Raw genomic sequence first — 23615 nt, 5'->3', positions numbered from 1 at the left:
TTTGTCTATGTTAGAGAATAAGTTAGATAAAAAAGAAATCTTTTCACCTCAAGTCACTGAGTTGCTAGAAAATTGGGAAAAGCGCTATCCTGCTAATCAAAAGCGCTCTGTCATCATCCCAGGCTTGCATGTTTTGCAAGACTATAACAACGGCTATTTAACCGAAGAGTTGATGGATAAATTAGCACTTTATTTGGATGTGCCAGCAGCTTCAGTCTATGAAGTGGCAACTTTCTACAGCATGTATGATCTTAAAAAAGTAGGCAGGCATAAGCTAAATGTATGTACTAATCTTTCATGTATGTTAAATGGTGCCAAGAAAATCATGACGCATCTTGAAAATAAGCTTGATATTAAAGCGGGGCAAACAACGGCTGATGGTAGAATTACGTTAAAGTCTGTCGAGTGTCAGGGTGCATGCTGTGGTGCGCCAATGTTGGAAGTGGATAAGGTTTTTTATGAAAACTTAACCATTGCAAAAGTCGATCAAATTATTGATTCTTTGGAGTAGCAGATGGCGAATGAAGTGTGTTTTAGAACCCTGCACCTTGAGCGACCGTGGTCATTGAAGTCTTACGAGTCGATAGGCGGATACTCTTATTGGAAAAGAATTCTCGATGAGAAAATTCCACCTGAAGTCATTATTGAAGAGCTTAAAAAATCAGGTCTACGTGGTCGTGGTGGTGCGGGCTTCCCTACAGGTCTTAAGTGGAGCTTCATGCCGCGCAACTTGCCAGGACAGAAGTATGTTGTATGCAATTCCGATGAGGGTGAACCAGGTACTTGTAAAGATCGCGAGATTTTACGCAATAATCCACATCAATTAATCGAGGGCATGGCAATTGCTGGTTATGTCACCGGTTCAACAGTCGGCTATAACTATATCCGTGGCGAGTTTTATGAGCCTATTGCACGTTTTGAAGCGGCTTTAAATGAAGCCCGTGCCATGGGTTTGATCGGCTTTAATCTGCGTAGTTCAGGTGTTGATTTTAATTTATATTGTTCAATTGGCGCGGGTGCTTATATCTGTGGTGAAGAAACGGCATTATTAAATTCGCTTGAAGGGCGTAAAGGTCAACCGCGATTTAAGCCACCGTTTCCAGCCAATAAAGGCTTATATGGTTGTCCAACCAATATTAATAATACTGAGACCTATGCCTCAGTACCGCCGATTTTAGAGCATGGTGGTGAGTGGTTTCAGAAAATGGGCACAGAGAAAAGTGGTGGTACTAAACTTTTTTGTGTTTCAGGGCATGTTAATACTCCTGGTGTGTTTGAGATTGGTCTTGGCACGCCATTTAAAGACTTGCTAGCGATGGCAGGTGGCGTGCGTGAGAATAAAAAAATCAAAGCAGTGATTCCAGGTGGCAGCTCATGTAAGATCCTAACTGGTGATGAGATGCTATCTTTAACCATGGACTATGAAGCTATTGGTCAAGCAGGCTCAATGTTAGGCTCAGGTGCTGTTGTCGTACTTGATGAAGATACGTGTATGGTTGAGTTACTAGCGCGCTTAGCTGAGTTTTATTATGAAGAGTCCTGTGGACAATGCACGCCGTGTCGCGAAGGAACTGGTTGGTTAGCAAGAACCTTAGAGCGTATTTTGCATGGTGAAGGTAAGCCAGAAGATATTGATAATTTAACACGTGTCGCCTCAAATATTGAAGGCAATACCATTTGTGGTTTAGGTGATGCTGCGGCATGGCCGGTACAGAGCTATATTAAGAAATTCAGACATGAATTTGAATATATGATTGAACATAAGCGCAGTATTGTCGGTGCTTAATAAATAGTGAAACCCTATTGCTGATTTAAGCGTAGGGTTAAAAATAAACGTAATTGATGAAGGGTGACTCCCGTGTCAGAAAAAGAAGCAACAAAACAACTTAATATCGAGATCAATGGTCAGCCATATGCGGCGAAGCCCGGTGAGATGATTATTCAAATCGCTGATAGGCATGGTATTTATATTCCGCGCTTTTGTTATCATAAGAAGCTCTCGATAGCAGCCAACTGTAGAATGTGTCTTGTCGAAGTTGAAGGGGCAAGAAAGCCATCTCCAGCATGCGCGACACCGATTATGGATGGCATGAAGGTTTTTACAAAATCGCCAACGACACTTTCTTATCAAAAGAAAGTCATGGAGTTTTTACTGATTAACCATCCGCTTGATTGTCCTATTTGTGATCAAGGTGGTGAATGTGAACTGCAGGATGTCGCGATGGGTTATGGCAGTGATGTTTCTAAATATAATGAAACTAAGCGCGTATTTGATGACCCAACCTTAGGACCATTAGTGGCAACTGATATGACGCGTTGTATTCAATGTACGCGTTGTGTGCGTTTTGGTGAAGAAATAAGTGGTGATAAAGAGCTTGGTGCGATGGGCAGAGGAGATCACACGCAAATCGGTACTTATGTTGCTAAAACCGTCAATTCGGAATTATCCGGTAATATTATTGATTTATGCCCAGTGGGTGCGTTAACGTCTAAACCGTTTAGATTCCACGCACGTGCTTGGGAGCTTATGCAATATGCAACGATTTCAGGCGCTGATTGCGTTGGTGCAAACATCTATGCGCACACGCGTCGCAATCAACTAATGCGTGTTGTGCCAAAAGAAAATGAAAGCATTAATGAAACGTGGATTGCCGATAAGGATCGTTTTGCTTATACCGGTGTTTATGCCGAAGATCGTGTTACACAGCCGATGATTAAAAAAGCAGGTGCTTGGGTTGATGTATCGTGGGAGGAAGCATTAGATTTTGTCAAAGTAGCCATCGAGCAAACCAAAGCGCAAGACGGTGTTAATGCGATATCGAGCCTTGCTTCAGATTCATTAACAACAGAGAGTTTATACCTTATCCAAAAACTGATGCGTCAAGTTGGCTCAAACAATATTGATACACGCTTAATGCAAGCAGCACACGCCTTAACATTACACACCGGTATCGGGTTTGATTGTGAATTAGCTGAGATTGAAAATGCCGATGTTGCATTACTGGTTGGTAGCTATTTACGAAAAGAAGTCCCATTAATTAATCACCGCGTGCATAAGGCAGTGAAAAATGGCGCGAGGGTTTTGGCGCTTAATAGCCAAGAATATGACTTCAATTATGCCGTTCAGACGACACAAGTTGAAGCCAATGAGATGGTTTATGCGCTGGCGAATTTAGTGAAAGCCGTAGCGCAAAAAATCTCACAACCAATATCATCAGAGATAGTTAATAAGACTATTGAAACACTAGAAATTTTGCCTGAAATTGAAGCTTTGGCAACAGCGTTGGTATCTTCTGAAAAACCAGTGATGATTTTAGGTTTTGATGCGATTTTAAATAAAGATTTTGCTGAAATTTACGCATTGTTTACTGAGCTTAAAATCTTACTCTCTGCCAAAGGTGGAGTACTTAGTTTTGGCGCTAATGCCAAGGGTGCATTACTTGCAGGAGCAGCGAGTGAGTATCTGCCAGGTGCTAATGAAAACTTACAACAAGGCATGAACGCACAAGCGATATTGAGTAATAAAACCAAATTATTATTAAACTTTGCAGTTGAACCTGAGTTTGATTCAGTGTTAGGTCAAGAAGCCTTACAAAAGCTACAAGAGATTGATATCGTGGCAGCATTTACAAGCTATGCAACTGCTGATATGTTTGAATATGCGGATATCATATTGCCGATTACTACACATTTTGAAGAAGATGGCTCCTTTATTAATATCGCTGGACAAACACAGCATTTTAAAGCGGTTATCCAACCATATGAAGACAGTAAACCTTTGTGGAAAGTATTGCGTGTATTAGCGAACTTATTAAGTTTAGAAGGCTTTGATTACCAAACAGTTGATGAGGTTTATCATGAGTTCACAACACATGAACAAGCTGAGTTAAAAGTCGATGTTGATGGATTGTTTAAAAAAGGCTTAACAGCATTGGCTGAGGGCTATCATGTCACGCCATCTACATCGATGTATTGTACAAATGCGTTATTAAGACGTGCTAAACCATTGCAAGCAACGAAAGATACTTATTATGCGCAAAGCCTACGTGTATCAGCTAAGTATGCCGCAGCGCATGAGATAAACGCATCAGGTCGTGTTGTTGTCAAGCTTGATGACAAAGCATACGAGGTTGATCTCATTATTGATGGGACATTAGCCAAAGACACGATAATCGTGCCGTTTCAGCTTATGCCGACTTGTGGCAAAGCTTGGGGCAATGTTACAATCACGCCAATTAAACAGACGGTGGTAAACGCATGATTTTAGATATTATCTGGATTGTTCTAAAAGTCTTATTAATCGTTATCCCTTTGATTTTGGTTGTAGCTTACTATACCTATGCAGAGCGTAAAGTGATCGGTTACATGCAGGACCGTATTGGTCCAAATCGTGTGGGCTCTTTTGGTTTGCTACAACCCATCGTTGACGCGGTTAAGTTATTACTCAAAGAAATTATTATTCCAGCGAAATCAAACCGCTATTTGTTTTTTATCGCACCGATGCTTGCTTTCGCCCCTGCTTATACTGCATGGGCAGTTGTGCCATTTGGCAAGGGTATCGTCTTGGCAGATATCAATGCCGGTGTGTTATATATTCTGGCGATGACTTCAATTGCAGTATATGGTGTGATTATTGCTGGTTGGGCATCTAACTCGAAATATGCGATGTTTGGTGCATTGCGTGCAGCAGCTCAGGTTGTATCCTATGAGCTTGCAATGGGTTTTGCCATCATCGGTGTGTTGATCGCTGCGGGTTCACTTAATCTAAGCACGATTGTCGAAACACAACAAGGTGGTATTTGGCATTGGTATTTTATCCCGCTATTTCCGTTGTTTGTTATTTACTTTATCTCAGGTGTTGCTGAGACGGGACGTGCGCCATTTGATGTGATCGAAGGTGAATCTGAGATTATTGCTGGGCATCACGTCGAGTACTCAGGTGCGCGCTTTGCGTTATTCTTCTTAGCAGAATATGCCAATATGATTTTGATCAGCTTGTTAACTGCCGTTTTCTTTTTAGGTGGCTGGATTTCACCATTTGAAAACATTCCTGTGCTTGATCAGTTCTTTAGCTTTGTGCCAGGCATGATCTGGTTATTCTTAAAAACTGGTATTTTCATGTTTATGTATTTATGGATTCGTGCAACTTTCCCAAGATATCGCTATGACCAATTAATGCGATTGGGCTGGAAGATCTTTATTCCAGTGACTTTAGTATGGGTTATTGTGGTTGCATTTATGGTTAAACTTGGCTTAGGTCCTTGGTGGTAGGAGATTTATTGATGTTTAAAGCAATTAAACGCTATTGTCAGACCTTTTTGCTATGGGAATTGTTAAAAGGTCTTAAGATTACCGGTAAGCACTTTTTCACGCGCAAAGTAACCGTGCAATATCCGGATGAAAAAACGCCGCAATCAGGTCGTTTTCGTGGACTGCATGCGCTGCGTCGCTATGAAAATGGTGAAGAGCGTTGTATCGCGTGTAAATTATGTGAAGCCGTTTGTCCTGCCTTGGCGATTACCATTGAAGCAGAACCTCGTGAAGATGGCTCAAGACGTACGACAAAATATGAAATTGATTTATTCAAATGTATCTTTTGTGGTTTTTGTGAAGAGTCTTGTCCGGTGGATTCGATTGTTGAAACACGTGTGTTTGAATACCACTTTGAAAAACGTGGTGAGAATATCATGACCAAAGCAAAGCTTTTGGCAGTTGGTGATAAGTATGAAGATGAGATCGCGAAAGATCGTGAAGCAGACAGAGCATTTAGGTAGGGATCGATGAGTGTAAATATTATCTTTTATGTATTTGCCGCACTAACGGTGCTAGGGGCACTATTGGTTGTCAGTGCAAAAAACCCAGTGCGTGCAGTTATTGCGAAAGTCTTTACTTTCTTTGCGGCGGCGGGCGTTTGGCTTACGATGCAGCAGGAGTATCTGGCGTTACTTTTGATCGTTGTTTATGTTGGCGCGGTTTTGGTGATGTTCTTGTTTGTGGTGATGATGCTAGATATCGACATCGTCATCAAACAGAAGAAATTAGTATTCTACTGGCCAATCGTGATCTTATTATGTGCGTGTTTAGCCGTGCTTATTTCAATTGTAGTTAGCCATACCTTCGCGGATAGAACAATGACCGGTGGTTTAGGTACCGTTGAAAATCTAGGGCGCGAGATGTTCTCTAATAAATATCTCTATGCGTTTGAGCTTGCTGGTATGGTCTTATTAGCAGCGATGGTATCTGCTATTACTTTGACTTTCCGTGGTAAAAAACCAGGTAATAAATCGATTAATCCAAGCCTGCAGATTCAAACACAGGCGAAAGATCGTTTGACGATGGTTAAGATGAAAGCAGAAAAAAACACTTCTGAAATAGCAAAAGAAGTAAAAGAAGAAAAATCACAAGATGATTCTGATCAGGGAGAACCTAAGAATGACTAGTATTCCGGTACCCATTACGCATTATTTGATTTTTAGTGCGATTATATTTTCATTAAGTATTGCCGGTATTATTATGAACCGTCGCAATCTATTGATCCTATTGATGTCAATTGAGTTAATGCTCTTAGCAGTCAATACGAACTTTATTGCTTTCTCAAGTATGCTTAAGCAAAACACCGGTGATGTGTTTGTCTTCTTTATTCTAACGGTTGCTGCTGCTGAAGCAGCCATCGGTTTGGCGATTGTGGTTGTGTTATTTAGAACACGCAAAACAATCGATGTCGGTCAACTAAACACATTAAAGGGCTAAGGCGATGGGAATTGATTTTATTATTGCCATTATTATCTTGGCGCCAGCATTAGGTGCAATCGTTGCCGGCTTTTTTTCAAAAAAGGTGCAATTAACCGGTGTTAACTGCATTACGATTGGCTTGGTACTTTTATCCTTTATTTTGAGTGTTGTTCTGGCATTAGGCGTTTATTTGCACAATGAGGTTTATACCGTAACCTACTTCAACTGGGCATTGTTCCCATCTTTAGGCATGACGGTCAGCTTCACTGTCGATAAACTATCTGTCTTTATGATGCTGATCGTGACATTTGTATCCACCTTGGTGCATGTCTACTCAATAGGTTATATGAAGGGCGAAGATGGTTACGCGCGCTTTTTTGCCTATATCTCGGGCTTCACCTTTGCCATGCTTTGTTTGGTTATGGCTAATAATTTCTTATTACTCTTCTTTGGTTGGGAAGGGGTGGGGTTATTCTCGTATCTCTTAATCGGTTATTACTTTGATAAAGACTCAGCCAATGAAGCAAGCTTACGCGCTTTTATTGTTAATCGTGTCGGTGATTTAGGATTCTTGTTAGGAATTGCTGCAGTTATTTACTATTGTAATTCAATCGATTACAACACCGTATTCACTGCTGTGAGTAATCTTGATAACAGCCAAATGATTTCGTTCTTAGGTATGCAATTTAGCCCGATCACGTTGATGTGTGTGCTGCTGTTTATCGGAGCGATGGGTAAATCAGCGCAATTTCCGCTACATACTTGGTTAGAAGGCTCAATGGAGGGCCCAACGCCGATCTCAGCATTGATCCACGCGGCAACGATGGTGACTGCAGGTGTCTTTATGATCGCGCGCTTATCACCGATGTTTGTTCATTCGGCAACCGCATTAAGCTTTGTGATGATTATTGGCGCCATCACTTGTTTATTTATGGGGCTCATTGCCATTGTGCAAATGGATATTAAGCGCGTTATCGCTTATTGTACCTTGTCACAATTAGGTTATATGATGGTCGCTCAAGGCGCCTCAGGTTTTTCCATTGGCATGTTTCATTTAATGACACATGCGATGTTTAAAGCATTGTTATTCTTGGCAGCCGGTTCGGTGATTGTCGCATTACATCACGAGCAAGACATGCGCAAGATGGGCGGTTTAAGAAGATACATGCCAATTACCTATATCTGTATGATTATTGGGGGTTGGGCATTAGCTGCGATTCCGCCATTTGCTGGTTTCTTCTCAAAAGACTTGATTATTGATGCAGCAGCAACCACAACTTTGCCAGGGCATGAATTTGCTTATTATTTAGTATTGGCTTGTGCGTTTGTTACGTCTTTCTATACCTTTAGAATGATCTTTATGACATTCCATGGTCCAACACGAATGGATGCGCATACTAAAGCGCATGTCAAAGAATCACCATTAACAATTTTGATTCCATTGATTTTATTAGCGATTCCATCGGTATTTGCGGGGATGCTATTCTTTGAACCGGCGTTAACACCAAATCTTGCTAATGCACATGGCTTCTTTGGTAATACGATTGCGCAATACTATGAACCCGCTTTAGGTAATATGACGGTTGTCGCAACTTTAGCGCAAGAAGCAGCAACCAAAACACCATGGGATTTCATTATGCATTCTGTGCATACACCGGCATTTTGGTTGGCAATTTCAGCACTTATTTTGGCATATATCTTCTATGTATTGGTGCCAAGCATTCCTAAGGCGTTAGCCGATGTGCGTTCAGGATTTGGTGTTTTGCATTATATCCTTGTCAAAAAATATTTTATCGATGGCTTGTATGATCTTGTGTTTGTCAAAGGAGTCGTGCTGCTAAGTAAAGTGTTATGGGTGGTGATTGATATCTTCATGATTGATAAGGTGGCTGTTCAAGGCAGTGCGGATTTGATTTATTTTGCGGGCAAGAAGATGACACGTGTGCAACGTGGGTTTTTGTTTGACTACGCACTGGTGATGTTGATTGGTGTTTTAGCATTGATCGCATGGCTAATTTTTTGGGTAAACTAAGGCTTTGGTTAAAGGAAAGTTAATACTATGTTTATAACTCACTATTTATTAAGCTTGCTAATCTGGGTGCCGATTATCGGTGGCTTTATTGTATTAGCAGCGAAATCGCCAGATGGCAAAAAAGAAGCGGCACGCTGGACGGCGCTGGCGGTTGCCATATTAACGCTTTTATTGTGTGTTCCTTTATACCTTGAGTTTGATCCAACCAGTGCTAGTATGCAATTTGTTGAGCGTGTGCGTTGGTTTAGTTTATTCAATAATAATGATGCGGTTTACTACTATCTTGGCGTTGACGGATTCTCCGTGCTATTTATTATCTTAACAAGCTTCACCAATGTGGTGATTGTGCTTGCGGCTTGGCGTAGTATCAAAGTGCGCTTAAGACAATATATGGCGATTTTCCTGATTACCACAGGTTTAACCAATGCAGTGTTTATGGCGCAGGATACGATGCTGTTTTATGTTTTCTGGGAAGCGCTATTAATTCCAACCACATTAGGTATTGGTATCTGGGGTGGCAAGAAAAAAGCCTATGCCGCGATTAAATATTTCTTATATACCTTTGCTGGTTCTATTTTCTTATTGGTTGCGTTTTTATATATCCAACAACAAGTGGCAAGCCTGCCAAGTGCAAGCTTAGTTGACAGCGGTACGTTCTCTATTCAGAACTTTATTTTCTGGGCAACTCAAGCAAATGATATGGGACAGTTAGTCAATATCACGCTAACGGCTCAATGGCTATTGTTTGGTGCGTTCTTTTTGGCATTTGCCGTTAAGATCCCGATGTGGCCATTTCATTCATGGTTGCCAGATGCGCATTCTGAGGCACCAGCTGGTGGTTCGGTTGTACTTGCTGCATTGATGTTAAAGTTGGGTGCTTATGGTTTCTTACGTTTTGTATTGCCATTGATTCCGAGTATTGCAGCAGTCCTTGATTGGTTACTTATTGCTATTTCATTGATTGCCATTGTTTATGTTGGTGTTGTTGCGATTGCGCAAACTGATTTTAAACGCCTTATCGCTTACTCATCAATTTCCCATATGGGCTTAGTAACGTTGGCAATGTTCTCTATCTTCTTATTGGTGAAGAACAATCCTGATCAAGTATTAGGTATGGCAGATGCGCAACTTGCAATTCAAGGTGCAGTCTTTCAAATGATCGCGCATGCATTCTCATCGGGGGGTATGTTTATTGGTTGCGGCTATCTATATTTACGTATGCAAAGTCGCAATATTGCCGATTTCCAAGGGGTTGCCCGTTCAATGCCAATATTTGCGACATTCTTTATGTTATTTTGTTTGGCAAACGTCGGACTTCCTGGTACCAGTGGCTTTGTCGGCGAATTCTTGATTATCTTGGCGGTATTTAAATACTCACCATGGGTGGCATTACTTGCTGGCTTAACACTTGTTATTGCGCCTGCCTATACGCTGTGGATGTACAAGCGCGTGTTCTTTGGTAAGGTGATCACAACCCAAGTGGCTAACTTAAAAGACATTAGCGGTCTTGAGATCTTTGTCTTTGTATTATTAGCGATTCCTACTATCTGGTTTGGTGTTTATCCAGAACCAATTCTACAACTTTCTTCAGCAGCTTCGACACATATCATTCAAGCTGCACATGCGGTAACGATAGGGTAAAGAGAAATGATGTTAGCAAATATTATCACCATACTTCCTGAAATTACGTTAGGCATTGCCGCATTGGTTGTGATGCTAGCGGATTTATTTTTTGGCAAGAAAGTCAAAAATATTGCCTATATTCTGACACAAGTCTTTTTGATTATTGCGGCTTGGATTTTATTAAAATCACTTAACTCGCATATTCATGTTGGTTTTGAAGGGCAGACACTATCAAACGAGCTGACCTTTATCCTGCAAGAAGTGATTGTGCTTGTCGCATTTTTCGTTTTTATCTACTGCAAAGAATATATTGAGGATAGAAAGCTGCCACAGGGTGAGTTTTATGTCTTATCCCTCTTGTCTATTCTAGGTGCGCTTGTATTAACGTCAGCGCATAGCTTGTTGACAATCTATATTGGTTTAGAGCTGTTATCTTTGCCTTTGTATGCACTTTTAGCCATTCGTCGCGGTTTTGCCACGGGAGCAGAAGCGGCAATTAAGTACTTTGTACTAGGTGCAATTGCCTCAGGTTTACTGTTGTATGGCATGTCATTTATCTATGGTGTTACTGGTAGCTTGGATTTAACGGAAATTGGTAAATATCTCGCCAATCCAGAAATGGCACATTCACAAATCGTGTTGATTGCCATGGTATTGATGATTGCGACAGCGACTTTCAAATTGGGTGCGGTACCTTTTCATATGTGGGTGCCGGATGTTTATGAAGGATCACCTAATGCAGTAACGGCATTTTTAGCCTCAGTTCCCAAGGTTGCAGCTTTTGCGATGCTTGTTAATATCCTTATGATCGGCATGCCAGCGCAAGCTTTTGCATGGAGTAAAGTGCTGACTGTACTAGCCGTTTTATCAATCTTCTTTGGTAACTTACTGGCATTAGCACAGAAAAATGTCAAACGTATGTTGGGTTATTCAACGATCTCACATATTGGTTTTGTGTTATTAGCGTTGATACTAAACCCTGAAGCTTTTGCCGTATCGACAGCGCTTTTCTATGTCATTATCTATGTATTGATGTCGGCAGCTGGCTTTGGTGTGTTGATCGTATTAAGTGTTCGCGGCAATGAAGTTGAGAACTTGGCGGATTTTGCGGGTCTTAATCGTCGTAATCCATGGATTGCCTTTATTATGTTAATCGTGATGTTCTCAATGGCAGGTATCCCACCATTATCAGGATTCACCGCTAAGCTATTTGTGATTATGGGCTTGATTGATACAGGGCACTTAGGATTAGGTATCTATGCCTTAATTATGTCAGTGATTGCTTGTTACTATTATCTACGTGTGATCAAGTCGATGTACTTTGATCTACCGAAAAATCAAACGCCAGTTTACGCCAATAAAGTGACCTTGTTTGGCTTAAGCATCAATGCGGCACTTATTTTATTATTAGGTATTTTCCCTGCGTTGTTAGTAACGCTTATCTCACCGATTTATGGGTTGTTCTAAATACTTATCTGTTCTTTTCAGTTCCCGTGCACGGTAAAAAAGATATTCCAGTTGGTACAGTCAAAAGCATTGAAAAATCAACAGGTGTAAAACTATTAAAATGAGGTTGGTATTATGAAAAGTTTACATATATGTTATCAGGCTAAAATTAAATCAGACACAGATGGTTATAGTGTTAATTTTTTTGATCTGCCAGCGTTTAGTTCAGGCGATACCTTGGAAGAGGCATTATATAATGCCCAAGAGTCATTAGATTGTGCGCTACTTGGTGTAATAGATGAGGATGATGATATTCCTGTTGCAACAAAACACAAAGGTGATGATGTGTTTGACGTATATGCAAGTCCTGAGGTTGCAGTTCCCATACTTTTAAGATTGGCTAGAAAAAGATCAGGGAAGACGTTAACCGATGTTGCCAAATCTATGGATGTTAGTTTTCAGCGTTATCATGATATTGAAAAAGGCAGGAATATTACACTCAAAACACTAAGAAAAGCTGCCGCATCTTTGGGAGCGAATGTTGATGTTAGGTTTGTTATGTAAATAGTAGGGGCGTATGGCATACGCCCCTTTAAAGAAAAATTAACGTGCGCAAACTTCCAAACCACTGAAGAAGAAAGCGACTTCAACGGCAGCTGTTTCAGCGGCGTCTGAACCATGCACAGCATTAGCATCAATACTATCAGCAAAATCAGCACGAATCGTGCCAGAAGCGGCTTCTTTAGGGTTTGTCGCACCCATTAACTCACGGTTTTTAAGAATAGCATTTTCACCTTCTAATACTTGAATCATCACAGGACCTGAAGTCATGAATTTCACAAGGTCGTTATAGAAAGGGCGCGCTTTGTGCACAGCGTAAAACTCACCGGCTTCAGCTGTGGATAATTGCTTCATTTTAGCAGCAATTACTTTAAGACCTGCTTGTTCAAAACGCGAGTAAATTTGACCGATAACATTCTTAGCAACTGCATCAGGTTTTATAATCGAAAGTGTTCTTTCAATAGCCATGTGTATTTTCCTTATTTTTTATTTGATAAAAGTCTTGGGCATTATACAAATGAACGAATGGAATGCAAGATTAAGCTGACAGCAAAGAATGAAAATGGATTTAAAAATACTTTGAATAAGTTTGTGCCACGACAAAACTATTATCTGCAGCTTTTGCCGTATCATCAGACAAATTAGCATGATAACCTGCAATATGCGCGCTATTGCCTTGGTTTTTGACATCAAACTGGTAAACAATACCGTTAATCTCACAACTATATTTTGTCGTGCATTGGATATTGCCAAACACACCACCAAGTGCCTTGATTGTTTGTGCGTAGTTATAGTTATGCATATGAATGACATTATTCACTGTGGTGTGATTAAGTGCTAGGTATTGGTTGTAATTGCTTTGTAGTTCAACTTTTAAGTTCTCTGAGATTTTCTTATAAGCTTGAAATTTAGCAAAGAAAATAAAAGCCATATACAGTAAGACGCCGGCAAGAATGAGGAGCACCAAAATGGCAACGGTTTGTTTGCCACTAGAAGTCTTTTTGCTTGGTTGTAGTAGTTTCTCGTCCATTAGTTATCCTTAGTTAATACCAAAATATTTATTATAAAGTGCGTTGATTTCTTGCCAACGATTATCATCATAAGGTAAAAGATTAGATGCCAAGTAATCGCGCTCGCTATTAAATGAAATCTCATCACCATCAGCAGCGTAGACTGCCAAGATCTTAAGACGAATATTTAAATTCTTAGCATCGCTATTTAACGCTTCTTGTAAGAGCGCTTTAGCTTGAGCAATGTCGTGTGTTTCAATTAGCTCATCCGCCTTTTTAAGGAGATCCACAAGCTCATCTTTGGATTTTTTCTTGGCAGTTTTTTTATCATTTGATGCGTTAACTGGTGTGTCAATATTAACTTTGACCTCAGGCTGTTTAGCATAAAACTGCTCTTTTAATTGACGTTTATCATCAGTTGATCTTGATGACTTACGTTTATAGCGGCGACGCCATATCAACAGGGCAATAATGATAATTAATAGAATAATATACCATTTGCTACCATCGCTTTTTGTTTCAGTAGTGACGGTGGTTTGTGCCTCATTAGTCGCCTGTGATTGATCGTCTGTATTTGCCACAGGAATAACAACACCTTGTTGCGTGTTTTCTTTGGTATTATCTATTGAGTCATTAGTACTGCTAGGTGTGTTGTCACTAGATACTACTACGGTTTGCTGATGATCAAGAGTAGGCGCATTGGTATTTGCATTCGCTGGTGCAGCAGAAGTGTTCGATGCTTCAACCGTTGGCGCAGTCTGAACTGGAGTAGGTGCAGACGCTTTGGGGGTGAGGTATTGAGTATGTCTTAGGTTATAAAGCTTTAAGCCATCTTCAAGCTCAGACTTAGTGCTTGGAATTAAAAGCTTTTGATTAACATTGACAATATTGTCATTAATTGAAGGGTTTTCTTTGGCGTTAATCCCCTTGATTGCGGCAATCATATCTTTGTTGGGAATGCCCGAGATACTGTGTTTACTGGCAATGCGCCATAATGAATCACCGGATTTAACGGTATAGGTGGTAATCGCAAAGCTCGGCATTGCAAATGCTGCAGTCATTAGAATAAGTGATTTGAGATAAAGTCTGGTACTTTTTTTCACAGCCTCTCCTTAATATAAGTCATCAATCTAAGGCGTGATTGTAATCGAAAATGGCGGCAATGACTATACGCTAAGCTTAATATGTTTCAAGCGCACACCTACCAGAAACAAACAAGCAAAGTAACTAAAGATGCCAACACTTATAATCATAGACAAATGTAAAACACGCGTTTTAAAGCCAAGAGTTAACCAATAGCCTATATTCTGTTTAAGATAATACAAAACAATAAACATAACACTTGCGGCGATAATGGCTCTGACAATAAGCGTAAATGTCGAAAAATCAAGGCGCACATGGGTGATACGTTTTAGTGCTATATATAATAACAATGCATTAATAGCTGCGGTAATCGTTGTTGAGGTGGCTAATGCTAGATAACCTAAATGATGCGTTTTAAGAATTAAGATTAATACGATATTGCTTAGAATATTACAGATAATGCAGATCACACCAATCTTTAATGCTGCTTTGGTGTGTCCTTTGGCATAAAGTACCGAGATGAATACCTTAATAAGCACAAAGGCAATCAGTCCAATAGCGAAACAGATCAAGGCACGCTGTGATTGAATGACGTCAAAAACACTAAATTTGCCATATTGGAATAGCGTAATGAGAATCGGTGCAGATAATACGCTCATCGCAAAGGCTGCAGGAATGGTGATAATAAGGCTAAGCTTAATCCCCCAATTAACGATTTGACTAAAATCATGTGCTGAGGTTTTGATATTACTTAATTTTGGCAAAATGGCAGTGGCAATGGCAATGCCAAAAATTCCTAAAGGAAACTGATTTAAGCGATCAGGATAATATAGCCATGATAAGCTGCCAACGGCTAGAAATGAGGCAAAAATAGTGTCAAGCAATAAGCTGATTTGCACAACTGAGGCACCAAGAATGCCGGGTAATAGTGATTTTAATATGCGCTTTAAATGGTAACTGGGTTTGCGTAAACTCAGTGTGAGTTTAACACTTAATCGTCGTACACATATAAATAGAATGACACTTTGAATGAATCCTGCGATAAACACACTCCAAGCAACAGCATAAATTGGTGCTTTAAAGTGGGAGGCACTTAGGATAAACCCAATCATGCAGATATTTAGTATGCAAGGCATAAGTGCTGGAATATTAAAATGCTCATAACGATTCAGAAGTGCCGAGAAAAGGGCAGAAATGGAAATGAAAAACACGTAGGGAAACATGATTTGTAGTAGCTCTTTGGCAAGGACAAATTGTGTTTGATCATGATAAAAGCCAGGGGCGAAAACCATCACCCAAATGCTGGCAAAGATGATGCCTGTTAATGAGATCAGAAAGCTTGTTAATGCAATAATGTTGAGCAAGGTGGAGAATAAGTAATTTAAACGTTTATGAGATGACTGTTTGCTTAAACTTGGCACAAGGACTTGTGTCAGTGATCCCTCGACAAACAAGCGGCGCATAAAATTAGGTACGCGAAAGGCAACTAGAAAAGCTTCCATTGTCGCTGTGGCGCCAAAGTATTTAGCAAAAAGCATATCGCGAATAAATCCCAAAATACGCGATATCAGTGTGATGCTACTGAGCAAGAAAGTAGATTTAAATAAAGACTTTTTTTGCTTTTTTTGCTTGTTCAATTTTATAACATTAGCTTTTGCATTTTTGCCTGTGATTGTAGGGGGTAATGACTAGGAGGTCAAAAAAAACTGTATTGTAATATTCCCAAAAGTCCTCAGTAGTTCTATGCTTTTTGGTGACTTATGTAAACTAAAGGTCATTATGATGTAATAAGTAAGTTGTATTGGTGAGCACCTTTCCCCTTGTGGGAGAGGTCGTGCAGCTTAAGCTGCACGGGTGAGGGGGAATTAAAGTAAATTAAAACTTCGCATTACCTGGTGTGCGTGGAAATGGGATCACATCACGAATATTCGGCACACCAGTGATATAGCCCAATAGACGCTCAAAACCAAGGCCAAAGCCACAATGTGGTACGGTGCCATAACGACGCAAATCACGATACCAATATAAGCCTTCAGCATCGACACCGGTTTCAGCAATGCGCTGATCAAGCACTTCAAGACGCTCTTCACGCTGACTGCCACCGATGATCTCACCAATGCCAGGCACCAAGACATCCATCGCGGCAACGGTTTTATTATCATCATTTAAGCGCATATAAAAGGCTTTGATGTCTTTTGGATAGTTCATTAAGACGACAGGGGATTTGAAATGCTCCTCACATAAAAAGCGCTCATGTTCAGATTGTAGATCCAAGCCCCACTCAACCGGATAGTCAAACGTCTTGCCACAGGTTTTTAAGATCTCAATGGCATCAGTATACTCAACGCGGATAAAGTCATTATTAACAACAGAGTTTAATTTATCCAGCAAGCCTTTTTCCATAAACTGATCAAAGAACTTTAGATCATCTTGGCGCTCTTGCATAATGGTTTTAATGACTGATTTTAAGAGTTTTTCAGCCAAGTCAGCATCATCATTAAGGTCAGCAAAAGCAAACTCAGGCTCAACCATCCAAAACTCAGCCAAATGACGTGAGGTATTAGAGTTTTCCGCACGAAATGTTGGACCAAAGGTGTATACTTTGGATAATGCCATACAATAGGTTTCGACATTCAATTGTCCAGAAACGGTTAGGAACGTCTCACGACCAAAAAAGTCTTGGGTGTAATCAACCTTGCCTTGATCGTTTTTAGGTAAGTTTAATTGATCTAATGTTGAAACACGAAATAGCTCACCAGCACCTTCGCAGTCATTTGACGTTAAAATGGGCGTGTTAACCCAAAAGAAACCTTCATCATTAAAGAAGTTATGAATGGCATTGGCTAAAGTATGGCGCATGCGAGAAACTGCACCGATCAAATTAGTGCGCACGCGTAAATGCGCATGCTCTCTTAAGTGCTCCATCGTGTGACGTTTAGGTGATACCGGATAGGTTTCAGGGTTATCAATCCAGCCATGAACGATGACTTCATCTGCTTGGATTTCAACACTTTGACCTTGACCTTGTGATGCGACTAATGTGCCTGTTACTTCAAGCGCGCAGTCCTTAGTTAAACTCAAGATCTCTGATTGGTAATTAGTAAGCGTGCTTTCAGCAATTGCCTGAATGGGGTCAAAGCATGAGCCATCGTGAATGGCAAGAAAAGAAAGTCCAGCTTTTGAATCACGACGGCTTCTTAGCCAGCCTTTAACGGTGACTTTTTGCCCAATAAGACTTGGTGTGGTAAATAGCGCTTTTGCGGTATGTGTTTGTGTCATATTTGTTTTGTACCTTTTTTACCTATTTATTTAACTTCTTTAGCATGACTGGGCATTGCATAAGGTGGTTGCCGTAAAAGGGCATATGCAACACTCGGGCGTATGCAATACGCCCCTACGTGAGGTCATGTTTAATATAATCTAACCAACCGAAGTTACGAGCTTTTACTATTTCAACACCCCGCCTCGTAAGCTCGGCACCCCTCTTGTAAAGAGGGGAATATAAAATCACTGTTGCCTAATTCCCCTCTTTGTAAGAGGGGTGGCAGCCGGAGGCTGACGGGGTGTTCATAAAATTAGAGCTTTTACTAAAATGCATAACTCCAGTAACTAAAATTTCGCAAGCGATTATAACGATATTTGAACCTAAGCGGTAGAACAAGATTGCAAATTGGCATCAAGGTTAGATAAACACTGTAAAATGCTTGATGACTAATATATACTTTAGCGCAATTTTGATGTGATGAATGTGGATAATCGCTAATGCTTAGTTTTCAGGATATTATTTTCAAACTTCAGCAATATTGGGCAGAAAAAGGTTGTATGATCGTGCAACCATTGGATATGGAAGTAGGTGCGGGTACCTTTCATCCGGCAACTTTTTTAAGAGCAATTGGTCCTGAGAGTTGGAATGCTGCTTATGTTCAGCCATCACGTCGCCCAACCGATGGTCGCTATGGTGAGAATCCTAATCGTGGACAACATTATTATCAATTTCAAGTGGTGATGAAGCCATCACCGAAAGAATTACAAGAGCTATACTTGGGATCATTGCGTGTTTTAGGTATTGATCCCTTAGAGCATGATATTCGCTTTGTTGAGGATAACTGGGAGTCGCCTACCTTAGGTGCTTGGGGCTTAGGTTGGGAAGTTTGGGCAAATGGTATGGAAGTGACGCAGTTTACCTATTTCCAACAAGTTGGTGGCTTGGAGTGTAAACCTGTTACCGGTGAGATTACTTATGGACTTGAACGCTTGGCAATGTATTTGCAAAATGTTGATAGCATGTATGATTTACTGTGGGCAAATACAGCAATGGGTCCTGTGTATTATCGCGATGTGTTTCAACAAAATGAACGCGAGATGTCGCAATACAACTTTGAAGAAGCCGATGTTGAGCACTTATTTAGCGAGTTTGATTTTCTTGAGAAAGAAAGTGCGCGCCTTTTAGAAAAAGACCTAGCATTACCTGCTTATGAAATGATGCTTAAGGCGTCACATACCTTTAACTTGTTAGATGCGCGTCATGCAATCTCAGCCACTGAGCGCCAGCGCTACATCTTACGTGTGCGCACGTTATCACGAGGAGTCGCTGAAGTGTATTACAAAACCCGCGAGGAACTTGGGTTTCCGATTTTGAGTAATGTGTGATGGTGTTTTTGTAACTATAGATAGGGCTTTAGATGAATAAATTACTGGGCATTGTTGTGGCATTAATCATACTGGTTGTGATTTTGATTTATGTTACTGGTGGAGGATCTAAGGAAAGTGGGCATAAAGCGAATATCCCGCCACCGGCTAAATATCCAGCGCCACCTACATTACCCGTAGAGCCCAACTAAGCAAATATTTTGTTAGGATCACTGGTGTATGACGCATCAAAAGCGCCTAGATAGGTCCAAGGATATTGCCAGCCCGTCCACGAACCGTTAACCATCAAGTTTTGAATGACATAGGCGTTGCCATTGTTTTTATTCATATACATCCAACTCCACGTTCTGTTATTGACATCTTGAGAGACGGTTGATGTATAAACCCAATAATTACCTCCCGCCCAATTGCTAGACCAGTGAGTATCTAACTGAGTGAAGCTATATTGATCTGTGATATTATTTGCCAATGTGCGCATTTGCAACTCTTGCTGTGCCAGAGCTGAACTTGAATAGCCTTCAGGGCAATTGATGCCAGCGCTCGCAGCACATGACCAGATGATGGCTTGGTTTTGATAGCTGGGTGAGAAAATAAGCGTTGGACGTGTATCTGTGTCATTCGTTGATAATGCCGGAATATACTCAACTGTTATGATTCCGTCACTGATGTAAAATTTGCTAATAACCTTGGTGTTTTGTGCATCATTATTGATGTTAAGTGCATTATTATCAGCTTGATCAAAAGTATTGTTTTGAGTATAAAATGTCGCAATTTTCTTTTCCGCGGCTTGAATCATCGGATAAGAAGTTGAAACCTTGGCTGCATTGGTGTAGCTAAAATAAACAGGCAGCGAAATGCCAACGATAATCACACCAATCGCCAGAGCAATCATAAGCTCTATAACTGAAAAGCCCTTGTAATAGGGTGTCATATCTTTTGAAATAGTCATTAAGATTTAGAACAGGTCATCTGTTTTACGATTAAAAATATTACGATGCTTTTGTGCTTCCTTTTTTTGTGATTGCGAGCGTGTTGGGAAATCTCGATCGTAATTGGCAAGGAAATCACCTGCGTTACTGACGTATTCACGTTGCTTTTTATTGTCAAAAAGGTGCAGCATTTTAAGAATAATGGACATAACTTATCTAAGTTGTTGTTTCTATTTTGTTGGCGATTATACTAGAATGCCTAACAAAAACCTATACCATGTACAACCGTAAGGCAAATTTATGCGCCCAGGCCCTATTTTTAAAGTATTAGGCATGTTGCTGATGTTCTTTAGTTTGACGATGTTAACCCCCATCATTGTCAGCTTGGTTTATCATGAACATAATAGCGAACCTTTTTTATCGAGCTTTTTAATTACATTGATCTCAGGGCTTGTCTTTTGGGCGCTTAGCTCGAAGTCAAAAAAGCAGTTGACGGTTAAAGATGGGTTTATTGTTGTGATTGCCATTTGGTCAGTACTTGGATTTTATGGTGCGATTCCTTACATGTTATCAAATGGCTTGCATTTGAGCTTTTCTGATGCGGTGTTTGAATCAATTTCAGGGTTTACCACTACGGGTGCTACGGTTATTCATGGTCTTGATTCATTGCCTAAGAGTATCTTGTATTATCGTCAGCAAACACAACTTCTAGGTGGTATGGGGATTATCATTTTATCTGTGGCAATCCTACCGATGCTTGGTGTTGGCGGTATGCAGCTCTATCGCGCTGAAGCCAATGGTCCGTGGAAAGAGAATAAGTTAACCCCAAGAATAGCCGATACTGCCAAAGTACTATGGGGTATTTATCTCTTGCTTGTTGTGCTATGTATTATCAGTTATAGACTCGGTGGCATGAATTGGTTTAATGCGATCTGTTATGCTTATTCAACGATTGGTACCGGTGGTTTTGCGCCAAGTGATGCATCAATGAGCGGTCAAACGCCATTGATTTACTCGATCTGTATCTTTTATATGATGGTTAGTGCGACAAGCTTTGCACTGCATTTTACCGCATTTAAGCGCTTATCACTTAAGGTCTATTGGCGTGATCCTGAGTTTCGCGCTTATATCTTTTTTGCTTTTTCGATGATTGTGATCGTGGTATTAACGTTGATCTCACAAGATGCCACGAAGAGTAATGATCGCGCGTTTTGGGATGGCTTATTTCAAGTTGCATCATTTGTTTCAAACACAGGCTTTACTGCCGATTCAAACTATCATTCATGGCCATTATTCTTGCCAATTTTATTAATGGTTATCGGTCTTATTGGTGGATGCGCGGGTTCAAGCTCGGGCGGACTTAAGATCGTGCGCGCGGTACTCTTAAGAAAGCAGGCCTTTCGTGAAGCAAGGCGCTTGGTGCATCCTGCGGGCGTTTTCCCCGTGAAATTTGGCAATAAAGTCATGTCAGAAACCGTCATGAGCAGTGTTTGGGGCTTTGTTGCTGCTTATTTTATTTTGTTTGTGATCTTATGGCTATGCATGATGGGTGTCGGAATTGATTCGGTAACGGCATTCTCTGCTGTGGCAGCAAGTATTTCGAACTTAGGTCCTGGTCTTGGGCAAGTTGGGGTGAATTACGCTACCTTACCGACTGAGGCGCATTGGATCTTGAACTTTGCGATGCTTTTAGGACGCTTGGAGGTCTTTACGATTTTAGTATTATTCACACCGGATTTTTGGCGCAGATAAACTAGGACATCGGTTGTTGTATGTTGTTGTACTTTTTAAGCTCTTCAGCATCGATCATTCCGCGATTAAAGAGTTTAGTCAATGCCTGCTCTAAGGTTTGCATGCCCTTATTTTGACTGGTCTGCAACACATTATAAAGCTGAGGAATTTTATTCTCACGAATAAGATTGCGCACGGCTGTATTCGCGATGAGGACTTCATGAGCTGCAACGCGTCCACCTTCTTTTTTACGAATAAGCCGCTGAGCAATAACGGCTTGTAAAGACTCTGAGAGCATCGAGCGGATCATTGGCTGCTCGTCCCCTGGAAAGACATTGATAATCCGATCAACCGTTTTAGGTGCTGATGAGGTATGCAAGGTGGCAAATACCAAGTGCCCCGTTTCAGCAGCGGTTAACGCCAGACGAATGGTCTCAACATCACGCATCTCGCCAACTAGAATATAATCTGGATCCTCGCGCAGTGCCGCACGTAGAGCTGCATTAAAGCTTAAAGTATCACGTTTAACCTCACGTTGATTGATGAGGCATTGCTGTGATTTATGGGTAAACTCAATCGGGTCTTCAATCGAGATAATATGCCCTTTTTCGGTTTTGTTAATATGATCAATCATCGCTGCAAGTGTCGTACTCTTACCACTGCCTGTGGGACCAGTAACAACAATCAGTCCATGCGGTTTATGCATCAGTTCTTTGAAAATCTCAGGTGCTTCAAGCTCATCCAATGTGTAAACACTCTCAGGAATCACGCGAAAAACAAGCGCACTGCCGCGATCTTGTTTAAAGGCATTGACCCTAAAGCGTGAGTGAAGCTCTGGCAAATGGACAGAGAAATCATATTCTAAGGTTTCTTGAAAATGTTGATACTGCTCTGAGCTCATGACTTCATGTAAATAGTTCTCAAGGGTTTCCTCAGTTAATAGCTCATCACTGACAGATTCAATATGTCCATCAATGCGCAGTTTGGCTTTAGCGCCACTAGAGAGATGTAAATCCGATGCCTTTTTGCTAATACAAAGCGATAATAATTCCGTGAGGTTCATGTTAAGATATCCTTCTTACTAACTATACCCTCTAAGACTATAGCAGATGAATCATGATCAAGAGGTGCGATTGCAACAAAATTTATCAAAGCTGCGACAACAAATTGAGTTATTGGCTACTAAGAATAGTACTAAACCACAACTATTAGCCGTATCAAAAAAACAGTCTATTGAGTCGATGCGTGTGATTTACGATGCGGGTATATGCGTTTTTGCTGAGAGCTTTGTCCAGGAAGCAATTGACAAGATTCCTGCACTGCCAGAGGATATTACATGGCACTATATTGGACGCTTACAGTCAAATAAACTTAAAAAAATCGCGCAATATTTTGATTGGGTGCATACGCTTAGCAGTATTGAACATGCTCAAAAATTACAGCGTCACTGCGCTGAATTGGACAAAACAATGCAGGTGCTGATTCAGATTAATGTTGATCTTGAACCACAAAAATCAGGTATTATGCTAGATGATTGCGATGCAATTGAGCATTTAGTTGACTACATTGTGAAATATTGTCCTAATCTTAAGCTTTGCGGTTTCATGTGTATGCTTGAAGATACTGGAGAGTATGATAAAGAGTTAGTAAGCTTTGGTAAGCTTGCTCAGTGTAAAGACAACATAAACCAAAAATTTAAGCTTAATCTACAAGAGCTATCGATGGGCATGAGTGGTGATATGCCAGCGGCGATTGCCGCAGGCAGCACGATGCTACGTATAGGCAGCACCATTTTTGGTGCGCGTTAAGAGGGAGATC

23 protein-coding genes are annotated in these 23615 nt (G+C 40.7%); 15 read left to right on the top strand and 8 right to left on the bottom strand.

Features of this window, described 5'->3' with window-relative positions:
- Nucleotides 1-7 precede the first annotated feature (7 nt).
- From nuoE to F3D68_RS01870, 11 genes are all read left to right on the top strand, one after another.
- Nucleotides 8-511 (top strand): NADH-quinone oxidoreductase subunit NuoE, encoded by a 504-nt coding sequence (gene nuoE, locus F3D68_RS01920; RefSeq protein WP_151192842.1) that lies wholly within the window; start codon nt 8-10, stop codon nt 509-511.
- A 3-nt stretch (nt 512-514) separates the two neighbouring features.
- Complete coding sequence (gene nuoF, locus F3D68_RS01915) at nt 515-1786, top strand: NADH-quinone oxidoreductase subunit NuoF (RefSeq protein WP_151192841.1); 1272 nt, start codon at nt 515-517, stop codon at nt 1784-1786.
- 72 nt (nt 1787-1858) lie between these two features.
- Entirely contained in the window at nt 1859-4261 is a 2403-nt protein-coding gene (gene nuoG, locus F3D68_RS01910; RefSeq protein ID WP_191092665.1) for an NADH-quinone oxidoreductase subunit NuoG, read from the top strand.
- Entirely contained in the window at nt 4258-5271 is a 1014-nt protein-coding gene (nuoH, locus tag F3D68_RS01905; protein WP_150468978.1) for an NADH-quinone oxidoreductase subunit NuoH, read from the top strand. Before nuoG ends, nuoH begins: the two co-directional genes overlap by 4 nt.
- Before the next feature lie 11 nt (nt 5272-5282).
- Complete coding sequence (nuoI, locus tag F3D68_RS01900; RefSeq protein WP_117002259.1) at nt 5283-5774, top strand: NADH-quinone oxidoreductase subunit NuoI; 492 nt, start codon at nt 5283-5285, stop codon at nt 5772-5774.
- A gap of 6 nt (nt 5775-5780) precedes the next feature.
- Entirely contained in the window at nt 5781-6440 is a 660-nt protein-coding gene (locus tag F3D68_RS01895; RefSeq protein WP_151192839.1) for an NADH-quinone oxidoreductase subunit J, read from the top strand.
- The gene (nuoK, locus tag F3D68_RS01890; RefSeq protein ID WP_117002257.1) at nt 6433-6750 is read left to right on the top strand and encodes an NADH-quinone oxidoreductase subunit NuoK; all 318 of its coding nucleotides are present in this window, start codon (nt 6433-6435) and stop codon (nt 6748-6750) included. Before F3D68_RS01895 ends, nuoK begins: the two co-directional genes overlap by 8 nt.
- 4 nt (nt 6751-6754) lie before the next feature.
- Nucleotides 6755-8764 (top strand): NADH-quinone oxidoreductase subunit L, encoded by a 2010-nt coding sequence (nuoL, locus tag F3D68_RS01885; protein WP_151192838.1) that lies wholly within the window; start codon nt 6755-6757, stop codon nt 8762-8764.
- 27 nt (nt 8765-8791) lie between these two features.
- Nucleotides 8792-10405, top strand: coding sequence for a NuoM family protein (locus tag F3D68_RS01880; RefSeq protein WP_117002255.1), 1614 nt, complete (start codon nt 8792-8794; stop codon nt 10403-10405).
- 6 nt (nt 10406-10411) lie between these two features.
- The gene (gene nuoN, locus F3D68_RS01875) at nt 10412-11854 is read left to right on the top strand and encodes an NADH-quinone oxidoreductase subunit NuoN (protein ID WP_224728205.1); all 1443 of its coding nucleotides are present in this window, start codon (nt 10412-10414) and stop codon (nt 11852-11854) included.
- 114 nt (nt 11855-11968) lie between these two features.
- Entirely contained in the window at nt 11969-12397 is a 429-nt protein-coding gene (locus F3D68_RS01870; protein ID WP_151192837.1) for a type II toxin-antitoxin system HicB family antitoxin, read from the top strand.
- A gap of 39 nt (nt 12398-12436) precedes the next feature.
- Here the strand turns inward: F3D68_RS01870 and ndk are convergent, their stop codons facing one another.
- The 5 genes from ndk to asnS form a co-directional block, all read right to left on the bottom strand.
- Nucleotides 12437-12862: a nucleoside-diphosphate kinase gene (gene ndk, locus F3D68_RS01865; protein ID WP_151192836.1), complete on the bottom strand. Its 426-nt coding sequence runs from the start codon at nt 12860-12862 to the stop codon at nt 12437-12439.
- Between the two features lie 100 nt (nt 12863-12962).
- Nucleotides 12963-13424 carry a hypothetical protein gene (locus tag F3D68_RS01860; RefSeq protein WP_151192835.1) on the bottom strand — a complete coding sequence of 154 codons (462 nt, stop codon included), beginning with the start codon at nt 13422-13424 and terminating at the stop codon, nt 12963-12965.
- A 9-nt stretch (nt 13425-13433) separates the two neighbouring features.
- Complete coding sequence (locus tag F3D68_RS01855) at nt 13434-14507, bottom strand: FimV family protein (RefSeq protein WP_151192834.1); 1074 nt, start codon at nt 14505-14507, stop codon at nt 13434-13436.
- 63 nt (nt 14508-14570) lie between these two features.
- The gene (gene murJ, locus F3D68_RS01850; RefSeq protein ID WP_191092664.1) at nt 14571-16124 is read right to left on the bottom strand and encodes a murein biosynthesis integral membrane protein MurJ; all 1554 of its coding nucleotides are present in this window, start codon (nt 16122-16124) and stop codon (nt 14571-14573) included.
- Between the two features lie 238 nt (nt 16125-16362).
- Complete coding sequence (gene asnS / locus F3D68_RS01845; RefSeq protein ID WP_151192832.1) at nt 16363-17766, bottom strand: asparagine--tRNA ligase; 1404 nt, start codon at nt 17764-17766, stop codon at nt 16363-16365.
- Between the two features lie 483 nt (nt 17767-18249).
- Between asnS and glyQ the strand changes: the two genes are divergently transcribed.
- Nucleotides 18250-19137 carry a glycine--tRNA ligase subunit alpha gene (glyQ, locus tag F3D68_RS01840; RefSeq protein ID WP_151192831.1) on the top strand — a complete coding sequence of 296 codons (888 nt, stop codon included), beginning with the start codon at nt 18250-18252 and terminating at the stop codon, nt 19135-19137.
- 32 nt (nt 19138-19169) lie between these two features.
- Nucleotides 19170-19328 (top strand): hypothetical protein, encoded by a 159-nt coding sequence (locus F3D68_RS11185; protein ID WP_191092663.1) that lies wholly within the window; start codon nt 19170-19172, stop codon nt 19326-19328.
- Here F3D68_RS11185 and F3D68_RS01835 read toward each other — a convergent pair.
- Nucleotides 19325-20086 (bottom strand): prepilin-type N-terminal cleavage/methylation domain-containing protein, encoded by a 762-nt coding sequence (locus F3D68_RS01835; protein WP_151192830.1) that lies wholly within the window; start codon nt 20084-20086, stop codon nt 19325-19327. The two genes, F3D68_RS11185 and F3D68_RS01835, sit on opposite strands and share 4 nt — an antisense overlap.
- Nucleotides 20087-20092: 6 nt before the next feature.
- Nucleotides 20093-20275: a CBU_0585 family protein gene (locus F3D68_RS01830; RefSeq protein ID WP_151192829.1), complete on the bottom strand. Its 183-nt coding sequence runs from the start codon at nt 20273-20275 to the stop codon at nt 20093-20095.
- A 91-nt stretch (nt 20276-20366) separates the two neighbouring features.
- Between F3D68_RS01830 and F3D68_RS01825 the strand changes: the two genes are divergently transcribed.
- Nucleotides 20367-21818 carry a potassium transporter TrkG gene (locus F3D68_RS01825; protein WP_151192828.1) on the top strand — a complete coding sequence of 484 codons (1452 nt, stop codon included), beginning with the start codon at nt 20367-20369 and terminating at the stop codon, nt 21816-21818.
- Nucleotide 21819: 1 nt separating this feature from the next.
- On the opposite strand, the gene F3D68_RS01820 is transcribed toward F3D68_RS01825, so the two are convergent.
- On the bottom strand, nt 21820-22860 hold the full coding sequence (locus F3D68_RS01820; RefSeq protein ID WP_151192827.1) for a type IV pilus twitching motility protein PilT: 1041 nt from the start codon (nt 22858-22860) through the stop codon (nt 21820-21822).
- A gap of 46 nt (nt 22861-22906) precedes the next feature.
- On the opposite strand from F3D68_RS01820, the gene F3D68_RS01815 reads away from it, so the two are divergent.
- A complete protein-coding gene (locus F3D68_RS01815) occupies nt 22907-23605 on the top strand; it encodes a YggS family pyridoxal phosphate-dependent enzyme (RefSeq protein WP_151192826.1) in 699 nt (232 codons plus the stop codon).
- The last annotated feature ends 10 nt before the right edge of the window (nt 23606-23615 follow it).

This window comes from Cysteiniphilum sp. JM-1, assembly GCF_008711525.1.
Classification (GTDB): Bacteria; Pseudomonadota; Gammaproteobacteria; order Francisellales; family Francisellaceae; genus Caedibacter.
The sequence above is the reverse complement of the archived record's forward strand: the minus strand, read 5'-3'. Positions and strand labels throughout refer to the sequence as shown.

What these genes read in the sequence shown, in the direction of transcription:
- nuoE (WP_151192842.1), top strand. Translation starts at nt 8, where the DNA reads ATGTTAGAGAATAAGTTAGATAAAAAAGAAATCTTTTCACCTCAAGTC.
- nuoF (WP_151192841.1), top strand. Translation starts at nt 515, where the DNA reads ATGGCGAATGAAGTGTGTTTTAGAACCCTGCACCTTGAGCGACCGTGG.
- nuoH (WP_150468978.1), top strand. Translation starts at nt 4,258, where the DNA reads ATGATTTTAGATATTATCTGGATTGTTCTAAAAGTCTTATTAATCGTT.
- nuoI (WP_117002259.1), top strand. Translation starts at nt 5,283, where the DNA reads ATGTTTAAAGCAATTAAACGCTATTGTCAGACCTTTTTGCTATGGGAA.
- F3D68_RS01895 (WP_151192839.1), top strand. Translation starts at nt 5,781, where the DNA reads ATGAGTGTAAATATTATCTTTTATGTATTTGCCGCACTAACGGTGCTA.
- nuoK (WP_117002257.1), top strand. Translation starts at nt 6,433, where the DNA reads ATGACTAGTATTCCGGTACCCATTACGCATTATTTGATTTTTAGTGCG.
- nuoL (WP_151192838.1), top strand. Translation starts at nt 6,755, where the DNA reads ATGGGAATTGATTTTATTATTGCCATTATTATCTTGGCGCCAGCATTA.
- F3D68_RS01880 (WP_117002255.1), top strand. Translation starts at nt 8,792, where the DNA reads ATGTTTATAACTCACTATTTATTAAGCTTGCTAATCTGGGTGCCGATT.
- nuoN (WP_224728205.1), top strand. Translation starts at nt 10,412, where the DNA reads ATGATGTTAGCAAATATTATCACCATACTTCCTGAAATTACGTTAGGC.
- F3D68_RS01870 (WP_151192837.1), top strand. Translation starts at nt 11,969, where the DNA reads ATGAAAAGTTTACATATATGTTATCAGGCTAAAATTAAATCAGACACA.
- ndk (WP_151192836.1), bottom strand. Translation starts at nt 12,862, where the DNA reads ATGGCTATTGAAAGAACACTTTCGATTATAAAACCTGATGCAGTTGCT.
- F3D68_RS01860 (WP_151192835.1), bottom strand. Translation starts at nt 13,424, where the DNA reads ATGGACGAGAAACTACTACAACCAAGCAAAAAGACTTCTAGTGGCAAA.
- asnS (WP_151192832.1), bottom strand. Translation starts at nt 17,766, where the DNA reads ATGACACAAACACATACCGCAAAAGCGCTATTTACCACACCAAGTCTT.
- glyQ (WP_151192831.1), top strand. Translation starts at nt 18,250, where the DNA reads ATGCTTAGTTTTCAGGATATTATTTTCAAACTTCAGCAATATTGGGCA.
- F3D68_RS11185 (WP_191092663.1), top strand. Translation starts at nt 19,170, where the DNA reads ATGAATAAATTACTGGGCATTGTTGTGGCATTAATCATACTGGTTGTG.
- F3D68_RS01835 (WP_151192830.1), bottom strand. Translation starts at nt 20,086, where the DNA reads ATGACTATTTCAAAAGATATGACACCCTATTACAAGGGCTTTTCAGTT.
- F3D68_RS01830 (WP_151192829.1), bottom strand. Translation starts at nt 20,275, where the DNA reads ATGTCCATTATTCTTAAAATGCTGCACCTTTTTGACAATAAAAAGCAA.
- F3D68_RS01825 (WP_151192828.1), top strand. Translation starts at nt 20,367, where the DNA reads ATGCGCCCAGGCCCTATTTTTAAAGTATTAGGCATGTTGCTGATGTTC.
- F3D68_RS01820 (WP_151192827.1), bottom strand. Translation starts at nt 22,860, where the DNA reads ATGAACCTCACGGAATTATTATCGCTTTGTATTAGCAAAAAGGCATCG.
- F3D68_RS01815 (WP_151192826.1), top strand. Translation starts at nt 22,907, where the DNA reads ATGAATCATGATCAAGAGGTGCGATTGCAACAAAATTTATCAAAGCTG.